The 13,910-nt window shown below is 59.0% G+C and carries 11 protein-coding genes; 10 read left to right on the forward strand and 1 reads right to left on the reverse strand.

What is annotated here, in order from left to right:
- Window positions 1–136: 136 nt before the first annotated feature.
- The 5 genes from E1J53_RS06935 (at window position 137) to E1J53_RS06955 (ending at window position 7,620) form a co-directional block, all read left to right on the forward strand.
- Window positions 137–880 carry a response regulator transcription factor gene (locus E1J53_RS06935; RefSeq protein WP_134270952.1) on the forward strand — a complete coding sequence of 248 codons (744 nt, stop codon included), beginning with the start codon at window positions 137–139 and terminating at the stop codon, window positions 878–880.
- Window positions 881–1,046: 166 nt separating this feature from the next.
- Window positions 1,047–2,402, forward strand: coding sequence for a D-alanyl-D-alanine carboxypeptidase (locus tag E1J53_RS06940; protein ID WP_134270951.1), 1,356 nt, complete (start codon window positions 1,047–1,049; stop codon window positions 2,400–2,402).
- A gap of 200 nt (window positions 2,403–2,602) precedes the next feature.
- Window positions 2,603–5,842: a glycosyl hydrolase gene (locus E1J53_RS06945; RefSeq protein ID WP_134270950.1), complete on the forward strand. Its 3,240-nt coding sequence runs from the start codon at window positions 2,603–2,605 to the stop codon at window positions 5,840–5,842.
- Between the two features lie 324 nt (window positions 5,843–6,166).
- Window positions 6,167–6,712, forward strand: a complete 546-nt coding sequence (locus E1J53_RS06950) for an MOSC domain-containing protein (protein ID WP_134270949.1) — start codon at window positions 6,167–6,169, stop codon at window positions 6,710–6,712.
- A gap of 371 nt (window positions 6,713–7,083) precedes the next feature.
- Entirely contained in the window at window positions 7,084–7,620 is a 537-nt protein-coding gene (locus E1J53_RS06955) for a hypothetical protein (protein ID WP_134270948.1), read from the forward strand.
- 25 nt (window positions 7,621–7,645) lie between these two features.
- Here E1J53_RS06955 and E1J53_RS06960 read toward each other — a convergent pair whose 3' ends face one another.
- The gene (locus E1J53_RS06960; protein WP_173021387.1) at window positions 7,646–10,150 is read right to left on the reverse strand and encodes a BamA/TamA family outer membrane protein; all 2,505 of its coding nucleotides are present in this window, start codon (window positions 10,148–10,150) and stop codon (window positions 7,646–7,648) included.
- Here E1J53_RS06960 and E1J53_RS06965 point away from each other — a divergent pair.
- From E1J53_RS06965 to E1J53_RS06985, 5 genes are all read left to right on the forward strand, one after another.
- On the forward strand, window positions 10,128–10,892 hold the full coding sequence (locus tag E1J53_RS06965; RefSeq protein WP_173021388.1) for an RNA methyltransferase: 765 nt from the start codon (window positions 10,128–10,130) through the stop codon (window positions 10,890–10,892). The two genes, E1J53_RS06960 and E1J53_RS06965, sit on opposite strands and share 23 nt — an antisense overlap.
- Window positions 10,893–11,905: 1,013 nt before the next feature.
- Window positions 11,906–12,358 carry an NUDIX domain-containing protein gene (locus E1J53_RS06970; protein ID WP_134270945.1) on the forward strand — a complete coding sequence of 151 codons (453 nt, stop codon included), beginning with the start codon at window positions 11,906–11,908 and terminating at the stop codon, window positions 12,356–12,358.
- A 133-nt stretch (window positions 12,359–12,491) separates the two neighbouring features.
- A complete protein-coding gene (locus E1J53_RS06975) occupies window positions 12,492–12,884 on the forward strand; it encodes a hypothetical protein (protein WP_134270944.1) in 393 nt (130 codons plus the stop codon).
- The gene (locus E1J53_RS06980; RefSeq protein ID WP_134270943.1) at window positions 12,881–13,327 is read left to right on the forward strand and encodes a hypothetical protein; all 447 of its coding nucleotides are present in this window, start codon (window positions 12,881–12,883) and stop codon (window positions 13,325–13,327) included. Before E1J53_RS06975 ends, E1J53_RS06980 begins: the two co-directional genes overlap by 4 nt.
- A gap of 73 nt (window positions 13,328–13,400) precedes the next feature.
- Window positions 13,401–13,829, forward strand: coding sequence for a thioesterase family protein (locus E1J53_RS06985; protein WP_134270942.1), 429 nt, complete (start codon window positions 13,401–13,403; stop codon window positions 13,827–13,829).
- The last annotated feature ends 81 nt before the right edge of the window (window positions 13,830–13,910 follow it).

Genomic DNA, 13,910 nt, shown 5'->3' on the forward strand with positions numbered 1-13,910 from the left:
CAGACTAAAATTCTAACAGACTAACAGACTAACAGACTAACAGACTAACAGACTAAATTACCAAAAGACCAACGAACCAATTCCCTAGCATACTTACAGACAATTCATAACCCATAAACAAAAAAATAACCTCACGATGAGCGAATCTACCCAAGCAGAAGCCCCCAAGGTGCTCTTGGTGGAGGACGATCAGAACTTTGGAGACGTACTGCGCTCCTTTCTGGAAGTTCACGATTATGACGTAACCCTTGCCACCGACGGCCTGGCCGGCTTCGAAGCCTACCGCCAGGGACAGTGGGACGTGTGCATCTTCGACGTAATGATGCCCCGCCTGAGTGGCTTTGAACTGGCCAAGAAGGTCCGAGAAAACGATCGGCAGACCCCCATCATCTTCCTCACGGCCAAGGCCATGAAGGAGGACGTACTGAGCGGTTTTGAGATCGGCGCCGATGACTACATCACCAAGCCCTTCAACAGCGAGGAGCTCCTGGCCCGCATGAACGTCATTCTGCGGCGCAGCCAGGTCCCCGCCGACCCCAAGGAGGAACAGACGGAATTTGAGTTCGGTCAGTTCCACTTCAACTTCCCGCTGCGCATCCTCACCCACACCAACGACCGGGGGGAGAAGAGCAAGGAAAAGCTCAGTCCGAAGGAAGCTCAACTCCTGCGACTCTTCGCCATCAATAAGAACGACATCCTCAGCCGAAGCGAAGCCCTGACCAAAATTTGGGGGGAAGACAACTACTTCACGGCCCGTTCCATGGACGTCTTCGTCACCAAGCTGCGCAAGTACATCAAGCCCGATCCCAACATGGAAATTGTCAACATTCACGGCAACGGATTCCAGCTGTTGGTGAAGAGCGAGATCGAAGAAGACTAGTTTTTTTGGGAATGGGGTGTCCCCATATCCAAAAATTCTTTACATTTGACTTTATAAAAGTAAAGCACCCAGACTGCGGTGCAAGATTTTTAGTTTTTGGGATTATGATTTATGGGCCGGGGCTTGACCCCGGCTTTTTTTATTTTGGGCCCCTAATCCCAATTTCATGCGGCCGTCTCTCTTCCTTTTTTGCCTCCTTTTTTCTCCTCTTTTTGCGTGGACGCAGGTGCCGGGCACTTCCGGTTTAAGCGGCAAGGAATTGCGGGAATTGACGGAACACCTCACCCAGAACGAGGCTTTCGCCCGTGGCCACACCGGCTTTTGCCTCTACGACCTGGCCGAGAACCGCTTCCTCTTCGGGGAGCAGGCCGACCAGTACTTCGTGCCCGCCAGCAACGTCAAACTGGTCACCTTCTACGTGGCGCAGCGACTCCTCGGCAACCGGGCCCCCGCCCTGTTCTACCAGGAGTTTGCCGACCACCTCGAAGTATGGGGGGCCGGTTACCCACTAACGCTGCACCCGCGCTTCGTCGGCTACGATGAACTGACGCCCTGGCTAAGGTCCTCCTCCCTGCCCGTAGTGCTGAATTTCCCTCCCCGGGGAGACGTGCCGCGCTACGGCGCCGGCTGGAGCTGGGACGACTACAACGACGGCTACGTCTTCGAGCGGAGCCTCTTCCCGGTGTACGGCAACCGCCTCTACCTCGACCTGGCCCCCGAAGACGAAAACGGTCGCCAGACGCTGGTGGGCTCTCCGCCGGCCCTGGCCAGCAGCCTGCGGCAGTCGGCCACCCAGGAAGAGCTGATCGTCCGCTCCGAACTCGGCAATAATTTCTCGCTGGGCCCGGATTTTTTCCAACCCAAAAACTTCCCCCTGGAACGGCCCATCCACCTCTCGCCCTTCCTGATCACGAACGAGCTGGCGGCCAGCGTTCCCGAACGGGTCATCAGCACCGGTAGCCGCCCCTACCCCGGGCGCCGGGGCCTCGGCGAACTGACCGTCAACCTCCCCGACACCCTCTACCGCAAGGTTCTGGCCCATTCGGACAACTTCCTGGCCGAGCAGTTGCTGCTCCTGGCGGCCGCCCAGCGCTACGGCAATCCCGCCGATTTCAACATCCTCCCCTACGCACGCGACACCCTGCTGCCCGCCCTGGGCGTGGAAGACGTCCGCTGGGTGGACGGTAGCGGACTGAGCCGCTACAACCTCTTCACCCCCCGCCACCTGGTGCGCGTCATCATGGCCACCGCCGAGCTCATCGGCCGGGACCGCTACGCGCAACTACTGGCAATCGGCGGGGAGTCCGGCACCCTCGAACGGCGTTTCCGGGACCAGGACGGCCCCTTCGTGTACGCCAAAACCGGTTCCCTCAGCGGAGTTGTCTGCCTGAGCGGAATGCTGCGCACGGACTCCGGTCGCTGGCTGGCCTTCAGCTTTATGCACAACAATTTTGTGGGCAGCAGTCGGCCCTATTATGCGGCCATGGAGGAGGTTTTGACCTGGTGCCGGAAATCCCTCTAGTCCGGTCAGTCATGCCGCCAAAAACGGCGTTGCTCCCTTTCCGCAGGTCGTTTTTTATGGCCCGATCAATCTTCCTTACCTTGTAGGATATAGAGCACTAATTCACCACCGTCGTCATTTTTTCACCACACCCCAGAATCTTCGCGTCCCGCGAAGTTGGCAACTTCCACGTGCGACGGTGTAACCTTAATCATTATCAGATGAGAATACTGTTTGTCTCCATGCTGTTGGTCCTGACCGCAGCCCTAACCGCTCAGGACGCCCCGGAAAAACTGTCCGGGTTCAAATTGCGCAACGTTGGCCCCGCCTTCGTCTCCGGCCGGATTGCCGACATCGCCGTTCACCCCACCCACGAGAATACTTGGTACGTGGCGGTAGGTTCCGGCGGCGTCTGGAAAACCAAAAATTCCGGCATTACCTGGGATCCCATCTTCGATAACCAGTCCACCTACTCCACGGGCTGCATCACCATCGACGAGAATAACCCCTCCACCATTTGGCTCGGTACCGGCGAGAACGTCGGCGGCCGCCACGTCGGCTTTGGCGACGGCATTTACAAGAGTATGGACGGGGGTAAAAGCTGGAAAAACATGGGGCTCAAGCAGTCCGAGCACATTTCCAAAATCCTCGTTCACCCCGATAATTCCGACGTCGTGTACGTTGCCGTGCAGGGTCCCCTGTGGAGCAAGGGCGGCGACCGCGGCTTCTACATGACTACCGACGGTGGCGAAAGCTGGACCCGGACCCTCGGCGACGAGGAGTGGACCGGGGTGACCGACATCGCCATGGACCCCCGAAATCCCGACGTGATGTACGCCGCCACCTGGCAGCGCCACCGGACGGTAGCCGCCTACCTGGGCGGTGGCCCCAACTCGGGCATCCACCGCAGCGACGACGGCGGTAAAACCTGGCGGAAGCTTTCCTCCGGTCTGCCCCGCTCGAACATGGGTAAAATTGGCCTGGCCATCAGTCCGCAGAATCCCGACGTAGTCTACGCCGCCATTACCCTAGACCTGACGAAGGGCGGCATCTTCCGCAGCACCAACATGGGTGCCAGCTGGACGAAAATGAGCAATACCGTTTCCGGCGGTACCGGCCCACACTACTACCAGGAGCTGTACGCCTGCCCCCACAACTTTGACCGCCTCTACCTGATGGACGTTCGGGTGCAGATATCCGACGACGGCGGGAAGACCTTCCGCCGGATGCAGGAAAACCGTAAGCACTCCGACAACCACGCCCTGGCCTTCCGCAAGGACGACCCCAATTACCTACTGGTGGGCACCGATGCCGGCATCTACGAGAGCTTCGATCTCGCCGAAAACTGGCGCTTCATCGACAACATGCCCATCACCCAGTACTACAAGGTAGCCGTGGACGACCGGGAGCCCTTCTACCACATCTTCGGCGGCACCCAGGACAACGGTAGTCACGGTGGCCCGAGCCGCACGGATTCCGACGCCGGCATCCGCAACGGCGACTGGTACAAGACCCTCTTCGCCGACGGTCACCAGTCGGCAACCGAGCCCGGCAACCCCGACATCATCTACGCCGAAACCCAGCAGGGTGGTCTACACCGGGTGGACCTGAAAACGGGCGAGCCCGTCATGGTGCAGCCCCAGGCCCGCGAAGGAGATCCGCACGAACGCTTCAACTGGGATGCTCCCATCGTGGTGAGCCCCCACGACCCCAAGCGCCTTTACTTTGCCAGCTACCGGGTGTGGCGGAGCGACAGCCGCGGCGACGACTGGACGCCCATCAGCGGTGACCTGACCCGCAACGAGGAGCGCATGGCGCTGCCCATCATGGGCGGCATCCAGAGTTTTGATAATCCCTGGGACCTCAACGCCATGTCCAACTACAATACCATCACTTCCCTGTCGGAATCGCCCGTCAAGGAAGGACTGATCTGGGCCGGTACGGACGACGGTATTCTTCAGGTTACCGAAGACGGTGGTGCCAACTGGCGCAAAATCATGGTCAGCTCCCTGCCCGGGGTGCCCGAGCGCGCCTTCGTCAACGACATCAAGGCCGACCTCCACGACGTAAATACCGTCTACGTTTCGCTCGACAACCACAAGGAAGGCGACTTTGCGCCCTACCTGTTCAAGTCCACCAACCTCGGCAAGACCTGGACGAACCTGGGCGAGAGCCTGCCGGACCGCACGCTGGTCTGGCGACTGGTACAGGACCACGTCCAGCCGTCCCTGCTGTTCATCGGTACGGAAAATGGCATTTACACCAGCCTGAACGCCGGAAAAGCATGGAAGAAAATTGGCGGCGCGCCCACGATTCCCTTCCGGGATCTGGCCATCCAGAAGCGGGAAAACGACCTCGTCGGTGCCAGTTTCGGCCGCGGATTCTTCGTGCTGGATGACTACGCTCCCCTTCGTGAAATGAGCGAGGAGGCCATGGAGGCCGAAGGCGCCCTGTTCAGCGTCCGGGATGCCTGGTGGTATTCTCCCCGCAACGATGATCCCGGCGTGGGAGCCGATCAGTACGCCGCCAAGAACCCGGATTTCGGTGCCGTATTCACCTACAACGTCAACGGAGAATACAAGACCCTGGCCCAGGAACGGAAAGCCGCCGAAAAGGCGGCCATGAAGGACGGCAAGGGACTGGAATTCCCCGGATACGAGGCACTGGACGCCGAAATGAGCCAGCGCAAACCCACCATCTGGCTGACGGTCATGGACGCCGACGGCAATGTGGTGCGCAACCTCTCCGCCCCGGCCAGTAAGGGCCTCCACCGGGTGGCCTGGGACCTGCGTTACGCTTCCAGCTGGCCCGTTCGTCCCGGACAGCGCGCCCGCGGTGGCGGCGGCCGTTGGTCCAGTGGCGCCCTGGTTGCTCCGGGCACCTACTCCGTGAAGATGAGCAAGGAAGTGGACGGCAAGATCACCGAGTTGGCCGGTCCCGTTTCCTTCCGGGTGAAGCCCCTGCACGAGCCCACGATTGAGGGTGCCAGCCCCGAAGAGTACCTGGCCTACCGCGACGAAGTGAAGGCCGTGCAGGATCTCATGGCCCGGGCCGACGAGATGTTCACGATGGCCAAGGATCAGGTGAACGCCATGGAGGTCGCCCTGAACCGGGCCTCCATCGCTCCGGGAGAACTGCACGAATCACTCTACGCCATGCAGGCCAAGATCCGCGAAATGGAACTGCAGGTGGAGGGCAGCGAAGCCCGCAACACCATCGGTGAGAAAACACCCCCCACCGCCCAGAGCCAGTTCTACGCCGGCTACCGGGGGCTTTCTACGACCTACGGACCGACGGAGAACATGCGCCGCAGTCTCGGCATCGCCAAATCCATGATCGAAGACATGATGCCCGCCGTGGAGGAAATGCTGACGAAAGACATTCCCGCCATGGCCAATCGCCTGCGCAGCGCCGGCGCTCCCTACATCATGGGACAGGGTAACATCGGGAAGGAAGAATAGCCTCAGCCCGTACGAACCAAATTAAACCAGGGCCCGGTAGCATTTTGCTGCCGGGCCTTTTTTGGGGACCATGCAGCTTTTCGTTCAGAGCCTAGTGAAGCCCGGAATGCCTCACTGCACTTGAAAAATCGCAACCTTACTTCCGTAGCGCCGGATTTACCCGGCGAAATGTTTCCCCAACGGCTGAAGCCGTCGCTACCGAAGTAAGCTGACGGTGCTTCCTGGATAATAGACCGGTACCGCTTAGAGCTTGTCTCTTGCCATCCTTGGAAACCGACACCGCACGATAAGCGTATTCAATAGACACCCATTAACCCAACACCAATGCCTACCCCAACCGTACGATCCGTAAGTAAAAGCGCCACCCACACCTTCCACAAAAACTCGGCGGACTGTATCGTCCTACTCAAAGGCCTGGGCGTTGAGGGTGACGCCCACCTGGGCAAGACCGTTAAGCACCGCTCGCGGGTGGCAAAGGATCCGACGCAGCCGAATCTGCGGCAGGTTCACCTAATCCACCTGGAGTTATTTGAGGAATTGGAGGACAAGGGATTCGCCGTGAAGCCCGGAGAAATGGGGGAAAACATTACCACCGAAGGTGTAGACCTCCTCGGGTTAGCCCGCGGGACCGTACTGCAGCTCGGCCCCACGGCCAGGGTGGAAGTCACCGGACTCCGGAACCCCTGCAAACAACTGGACGCCTTTCAGTCAGGGCTGATGAAGGCGGTCCTGGACCGGGACGAGGAGGGAAACCTGATCCGCAAAGCAGGAATCATGGGCATCGTTTTGGAAGGAGGAGAAGTGACCGTCGGAGATGAGATTCGGGTGGTCTTGCCGCCGCGGCCGTGGCAAAAGCTGGAGCGGGTGTAGACTTTTTATGAGAAAAAGATTCCGTGAAATGCCCCTAATCTTAAGCTCCGAAAATACTTGTCTCCCGTGCCGTAGCGCCGGATTTATCCGGCGAAATAGAAGCGCCAATGGCTAAAACTATTGCGACAACGCAAGGATATTTCCTCCAAATATCACCCGACGAAACACTGCACTTGGTAGAGTATATTGCACCTGCGGTGATCGCCCTAAAGTTCCATCAGACCATCAAGACGGGTAGTATTTCTGCAGACCGCTGTACTACCACGGATAAGCTCCATTAGTCGAAAAATGCCCAGAACTGCTATATGCCGTTTATGCATCTTCGCCAAAAGCACGTCTTTATCACGTACACGAACACCCCACCTGACCGCATGAAAGACCTTCTCGAAAAACTACACCTCCTCCAATACCAGACGATTCGCCTGAACCTTCCCAAAACCGTCTTCGTGTCCCGACTTCGGGAGCAGGTAGACGAGGGCAGCATTGGTATCTTTTCGGACTCCTTCGACGTGTTTTCGTCGAGCAAGAACGAATACAAGGGGCACGTGGATCTCCGGGGCTTCAGGATTAAGCGTCGGAAGAGACTGTTTGACTTTAACATGAACCTCGCCATCGCCAGCGGTACCTACCGGGAAGAGGGGGAGCAATTGATCATCGATACGGAGATCAACGGATTTAGCGGCGTCATGATCCCCTTCTACATCTTTGTAGCCCTGTTTTACGTGATCTTCATCGCCATTTTCCTTGGCGCCGGAGAGATGGACGGCGCAATGCCCGTCTTCGTTCTCCCCTTTATTTTGCTTCACGCCCTCTTCATGTTTGGCCTTCCCTATCTCCTGATGCGCGGCAGCGTAAGCAGAATGCAACGAGAACTGGAGCGGGAATTCTTTTTCCTCACGAAACAGTAATGGCTGGGATCACTCCCCTCAACCATCAAAACGGATATCCCAGGCCGAGCTGAAACGTGAAGTCACTCAGGCCCAGTCGCTGTAGCCGACGCCAGTAAGCGCTTTCCGGAATGTTGGAGCCGTCGCGGAGGATGGGCTGGCCGAAGCCATCCTGCGGGTAGTTGTAGCGGACGGGCAGGGACGTATCCAGGCGGAAGATGAAGTAGCTCAGGTCGATGCGGAGTCCGGTGCCGACGCCAACGGCCAGCTGGCGGTAGAAGGGTTGGTGCACGAAGGTACCATCGTCGTTCGGCCGGGCCGCGAAGCGAAACTGAGAGCCCGGGCGTTCGGGATCCTCATCGAGGGTCCAGACGTTGCCGATGTCGGCAAAGAAGGCCCCCCGGAGCTGCCAGAACAGTTTGAAGCGGTATTCGAGGTTAAGCTCCAGGTGAAGATCACCGGTCTGAAAAAGCCGCAGGTTATTATTGTTCTCCAGGCTGAGGGGATCGACGTAGCCGCCGGGGCCGAGGCCCCGGGGTGCCCAGGCCCGCATGGTATTGGCCCCACCCACGAAGAACTGTTTGACGAAGGGGACGGCCTCCGCCCCACCGTACGGACTGGCAAAACCGATGATCAGGCGACTGGCGAAACTGGTCAACGGAGTGTACTGCTTGTTGTAGCTGAGGTTCAGTCGGGTGAGGAAGTACTTGGCGTAGGTCGCACTGTCTCCCGGCGTGAGGGTCTTGTTTTCCTGACGGAAGGCGTTGAGCAAGCCATTGATGGCGTGCACCTCCGCTCCGGCAATCTCGAACTCCCCGTTCATGGTCACGGCCCGGCCGCGCCGGTCTACCCGACCCACCCGGTTGAATTCCAGGTTGCGGAAGAGGAAGCTGACGAAAAACTGCTCCCCGAAGCTGCGCTGCAGGAAGGGGTTATCGGCCAGGATGGTGTCGAACAGGGCTTCGGTGCGCGGATTGAGAATGTCAATCGCCAGATGATCGATGCGGTAATTGGTCGTGGGCGACTTCGGGAAGTCATAGCCCAGTCGCGCATTGGCGACGGTGAAGGAGTACAGGTTCCGGATCAGGAGGTACTCAAAGGAGAGCCCGTAGCGGGTGCTCGCCCGCTCCCGGAACTGCGTCAGCAGGTTATCGGAAAGCAGGCGTCCGCCACCGGGTAGCGGCACCCGATTGAGAAATTTGTAAAGGCCGAAATCCTTGAACCGGGGCAGGTAGAGACTCAAGTCGGCCCCGAGATCGGCGGTATTGAAGAACTGGGAATTACCCGTGGGGTCCACCTCCACCCCGGCCCGGATGCTGGTCACCAAAAGCTCGCCCCCCCGGAAGACGTTGCGGTTCTGGAAACTCGGCGTTACGCTGAGGCCGATGAGGTTCGGCGGTACTCCGGGGTTGATGCCCGTGCGGTTGGTGTAGTTCAGGTCCAGGTCCGCCCCGATGGCCATTCGCTTGCTGGGCGTCAGCTGTACCTGATAGTTGATCACGTCCCGCTCCAGCGTATCAATCTGCTGGTTGATGCGCACGAAGCGGTAGATGCCCAGCCCGTTCAACGCCAGGTTGGTCTTTTCAAAATTTTCCCGGCTGTGAAATTCTCCGGGCCTGATGAAGATGTTACGAATCAGGATTTCCGGTCGCACGCGAAAGGCGGCCGTCCGCGACAGAAAGCGAATGTCATCGATGACCGTATCCCGGGCAAAACCGCTGGCCTGCCCGGGAGAGATCGCGGCAAAGTCAGTGATTACCGTCACCTTACCCACGCGGTAGCGGCGCAGGATTTCTTCCTGCTGGGGCGGGAGGATATTCAGGAAGATGTCCGCGTAGCCGGAACGCCGACTGGTGTCCACCTCCAGCTGATCGAAGTAGGCGTTGGAAAAGTAGGCGTAGCCCTGGTTGCGGAAGAAGCGGCTGAGGCGAGACTTCTCCTGGTCGAAACGGTTCAGGTCGAGGGGGTCTCCGGTCCGCAGTTCACTGTCTTGCCTGGCGAGCTGCAGCAGGCTGTCCAGGGTCGGGTCCGGACTGTCGTACGACACGCTGTCGATCACGTAGCGCTTGCCGGCCTCCACGTGGTAGATGAGGCTGACTTTATTTCGCCGTCCCCGATCCGCCTCGTGGTAGGCCCGGGCGTTGAAGTACCCCTGGTACTGGAGGTACTCGGCCATGGTCGCCGCCGAGCGGCGACTGATGCTGTCGCTGTACACCGTCGGCTCCTGCCCGATGGTGTTGCGCAGGAAGCGGTCGATCCGGGTGGTGTCCTTGGGTTTGTTGTTGGCCAGGTAGAAGTATTCCCGCGGCCAGAGGAAGAGGAAGTTGCCGTTGGGCTTTTGCTGGGCGAGGGTGGAGAGTTCGTAGGCGACGTCGGAGCGGTTGTCGATCCGCTTCGGATCGATGAGCCGGACGCGCTGCCCGACCAGCAATTCCTGGTCCTCCGCCAGATATTTGGTACTATTGCAAGACGCCAGCAGGACCAGCAACAGGATGGCGGGTCCACCCTGGCGGAAAGTCCGCCTCAGTATGCCCATTAGTTCCGGTACCATCAAGTTCATAAGTAGCCTGCGTCAAAAGAAGATGCGGCAAAATTACCACAAATTCACCGCCGAAGGAGGTCGAATCGTCGGGGAACTGCTCGACCAACGTCGGTATGCGGTGGATCGGGTGTATGCACTCGAAGCGTGGGTCCGCCAGCGGCCGGATGCCGCTGACCTTCCCATAACGACGGTGAGCCCCAAAGAATTGGCCCGGATCTCACAATTGACGACCCCCAACGAGGTCCTGGCCGTAGTGGATTTACCGCAGTTCCCGGAGCAGCTTCCGCCGGACATGGCCGGGGGCTGGTCGCTCTACCTGGATGGCGTGCAGTCGCCCAGCAACCTCGGGGCCCTGCTGCGGATCGCCGACTGGTTCGGCTTCGCCCACGTCATCGGCGGACCGGGCACCGCCGACCTCTACAACAGCAAGAGCATCCAGGCCAGCATGGGCTCCTTCCTCCGCATCCACTACCAGACCGGAACCCTGGCCGCCATCACCGATCAGTTTCCGGAACTGCCCGTTTTCGGCGCGGATCTCTCCGGTGAAAACATCTACGGCATCACCCCGCCGGAGCACGGCCTCCTCGTGGTGGGCGCGGAAGGCCCCGGCATTAGCGAGGGGGCGCGAGCGCAGGTGCAACGTTGGCTCCACATCCCCCGGGCCGCCGCCCGGGACACCGAAAGCCTGAACGTGGCGGTTGCCGCCGGCATCCTCTGTGGCGGGCTGAGGTTTGGCGGAATAAAGCGCTAGAAAGTAGTCCGGTGGGGAAGCCCACCCCAAACCGGTCGAGGCGTTCCACGCCGAGCCATTCCCAGTGCCGAACATCTTTCCAGAAAAGGCTGCTCCACAAGAAAAAACAACGGAATAGGCTTGCTCCCGCAAGCCGGTCGATACCTCCGGAATAAGCTCATCCCACAAACCGGCCGTTGAATAAAAAAACGAATCCCGTGGCCCCCAAACCGGTCGAGGCGTTCCACGCCGAGCCATTCCCAGAACCGAACATCTTTCCAGAAAAGGCTTGCTACACAAGAAAAAACAACGGAACAGGCTTGATCCCGCAAGCCGGTCGATACCTCCGGTATAAGCTCATCCCACAAACCGGCCGTTGAATAAAAAAACGAATCCCACCCCCCCAAACCGGTCGAGGCGTTCCACGCCGAGCCATTCCCAGTGCCGAACATCTTTCCAGAAAAGGCTGCTCCACAAGAAAAAACAACGGAATAGGCTTGCTCCCGCAAGCCGGTCGAAACCTCCGGAATAAGCTCATCCCACAAACCGGCCGTTGAATAAAAAAACGAATCCCGTGGTCCCCAAACCGGTCGAGGCGTTCCACGCCAAGCCATTCCCAGTACCGAACATCTTTCCAGAAAAGGCTTGCTCCACAAGAAAAAACAACGGAATAGGCTTGCTCCCGCAAGCCGGTCGAAACCTCCGGAATAGGCTCACCCCACAAACCGGCCGTTGAATAAAAAAACGAATCCCGTGGCCCCCAAACCGGTCGAGGCGTTCCACGCCGAGCCATTCCCAGTACCGAACATCTTTCCAGAAAAGGCTTGCTCCACAAGAAAAAACAACGGAATAGGCTTGCTCCGCAAGCCGGTCGTTGAAGTAGAGAATACCGCCATCTCCCGCACCCAAGTATCATCAATAGCGGTAAAACCCTACCGAAAGATTTGCGTCCACCTCCTCAAGCCCCCCGCTTACCTGGCCTGCTTTCGCGTGATGCCTGCCCCCTCAATGAATTTACCCTACTTTACCACCCCATGGCCACCCGCAACATCGACAAGGAGAAAGTCCTGGCCTACATCGTCCGGGAAGAGGACGAGGAGTGGCAGCTGCTCATCTTCGCCCACCGCGACTACCCGGAGGCCGGTTGGCAGGTGCCCGGCGGCACCCTGGAGGCCGGGGAAGATCCCCGTCGTGGGGTGCTGCGGGAAGTCGAAGAAGAAGCCGGCCTCGCCGGCTTTCTGCGGGTGGAGTTCCTGCGACAATCCACCTACTTTGATCCCGGAAAAAATGAGCGCCACCTCCGGTATTTCTACCGCCTGGAATATCCCAGCGGAGGCCCCAACCAATTCCAGCACCGCGTATCCTCCGGGGAGGAGGATGAGGGCCTCGTATTCCTCTTCGAGTGGCGCTCCTTCGCCGACCTCCCCGAACTGGCCGGCGAGCAGGGAGAATGGATAGCGGCCCTGTGGTGGAAAAATTTTGAGTAGGAAGCTGCGGAATTCCTCCCGTTAAAAACTTGTCCCCTAATCATCCTATCCCCTAACTTGATTGCCCCGCCTTCCCAGCACGGGTAGTCGGGTTTCACCATTTATTGACTAGTTACACTTACCGCTGAGGCCCATGTCGAGAAAAAAGCTCCTTAATCTGGCACTAATCATCTCCTCCCTCTTCGGCTACCTCGAGTGGAGCGGCGGAAACGCCGCCTTTCTGTACCAGATGGAATTCGAGGTCCTGAGTAAGCTCTTCGAAGACCCCACCTCGGTGCTCCACCCCTTTACCCTCCTCCCCCTCGGCGGTCAGTTGTTGCTGCTGGCGACCCTCTTTCAGCGGGTGCCCGGCAGGTGGCTTACGGCACTGGGCGTTGTTTGCCTCGGACTCTTACTGGGACTGATGCTCTTCATCGGACTACTGGAAAGTCGGCTCAGCATCCTCTCCTCCACCCTTCCCTTTTGGGTTACGGTCATCTTCACCGTCCGGGAGCACTGGAGATCACCCACAAAACAACCGGTATGATGTTCCGATTCACCCCGTTCATTTTCCTGCTTGCGGTATTCGTGACCGCCTGTCCGTCTTCGCCCCCCGATGGTGCCGACGCCCAGGCAGATCTTCCCTGCACCGCCCGCATTCTGGAGCGGGATGCCGAGCTGGGTAAAATCCGGAACCACGCCACGGAGCAGACGGCCCTCAGTAAAGTAATTACGGACTACGCCGACGGACTGGCCGCCCTCGACTTTTCGGAATGTCCCGAAGCCTTCACCCGGGGCTTCGCCGCCCACATCGCCGCCTGGCGGGCTACGACCTCCGTTACGGACCGCTATCCGGAACTGCGCGGTGAGATGCACGACGTGTTTGCGATCATCGAGCACGGAAAAGACAGCACCGAATTCAAAGCCCTCGTGACCGACGTCTGGGCTACCTGGGCGGAAGTGGAGGCCGCCACCAAAGCAGACTCATAAAGGATGCTTATTCCGCCGACGTAGAAAATCTCTCCTTATTTTCCGCCCCGTCTTGATGTCTAAATCCCCTCTCATGCAGGAAAAAACCCTGGCTGACTTCCCCCTCCAAGCTTACGACAAACTCCGCTACGCGGATACCGACCGGCAGGGGCACGTAAACAACGCTACGTTCGCCACCTTTCTGGAAACCGGCCGGGTAGAGTTCATCTACCACCGGGAAGCCCCCCTGCTAGCGGAAGGGCACAGCTTCGTCATCGCCTCCATGCACATCAACTTCATCCGGGAAATTCACTGGCCCGGACGGGTTGAAATCGGCACGGGCATCACCAAAATCGGGAACAGCTCCGTTGGGGTCTACCAACAACTTTTCCAGGGCGACATCTGCGTCGCCTCCGCCGAAACCGTCATCGTCCAGGTGAGCGATCAGACCGCCCGGCCCGCTCCCCTGACGGAGGCCGCACGGGCCTCCCTGCAGCGCTGGTTCATTAGCCCAGAAGACTAGCACCCGGGGTGACACCCACTCCGGCCATACCCGTTACTTTGGCACCTGCGTCCTCGCCATTATCTCAATTTGAGCCCCCCG

The organism is Lewinella sp. W8 (assembly GCF_004375085.3).
Taxonomy (GTDB): Bacteria; Bacteroidota; Bacteroidia; order Chitinophagales; family Saprospiraceae; genus Neolewinella.

Bases quoted from the DNA above. Each gene is read 5' to 3' on its own strand.
- E1J53_RS06935 (WP_134270952.1), top strand. From the start codon at position 137: ATGAGCGAATCTACCCAAGCAGAAGCCCCCAAGGTGCTCTTGGTGGAG.
- E1J53_RS06940 (WP_134270951.1), top strand. From the start codon at position 1,047: ATGCGGCCGTCTCTCTTCCTTTTTTGCCTCCTTTTTTCTCCTCTTTTT.
- E1J53_RS06945 (WP_134270950.1), top strand. From the start codon at position 2,603: ATGAGAATACTGTTTGTCTCCATGCTGTTGGTCCTGACCGCAGCCCTA.
- E1J53_RS06950 (WP_134270949.1), top strand. From the start codon at position 6,167: ATGCCTACCCCAACCGTACGATCCGTAAGTAAAAGCGCCACCCACACC.
- E1J53_RS06955 (WP_134270948.1), top strand. From the start codon at position 7,084: ATGAAAGACCTTCTCGAAAAACTACACCTCCTCCAATACCAGACGATT.
- E1J53_RS06965 (WP_173021388.1), top strand. From the start codon at position 10,128: ATGCCCATTAGTTCCGGTACCATCAAGTTCATAAGTAGCCTGCGTCAA.
- E1J53_RS06960 (WP_173021387.1), bottom strand. From the start codon at position 10,150: ATGGTACCGGAACTAATGGGCATACTGAGGCGGACTTTCCGCCAGGGT.
- E1J53_RS06970 (WP_134270945.1), top strand. From the start codon at position 11,906: ATGGCCACCCGCAACATCGACAAGGAGAAAGTCCTGGCCTACATCGTC.
- E1J53_RS06975 (WP_134270944.1), top strand. From the start codon at position 12,492: ATGTCGAGAAAAAAGCTCCTTAATCTGGCACTAATCATCTCCTCCCTC.
- E1J53_RS06980 (WP_134270943.1), top strand. From the start codon at position 12,881: ATGATGTTCCGATTCACCCCGTTCATTTTCCTGCTTGCGGTATTCGTG.
- E1J53_RS06985 (WP_134270942.1), top strand. From the start codon at position 13,401: ATGCAGGAAAAAACCCTGGCTGACTTCCCCCTCCAAGCTTACGACAAA.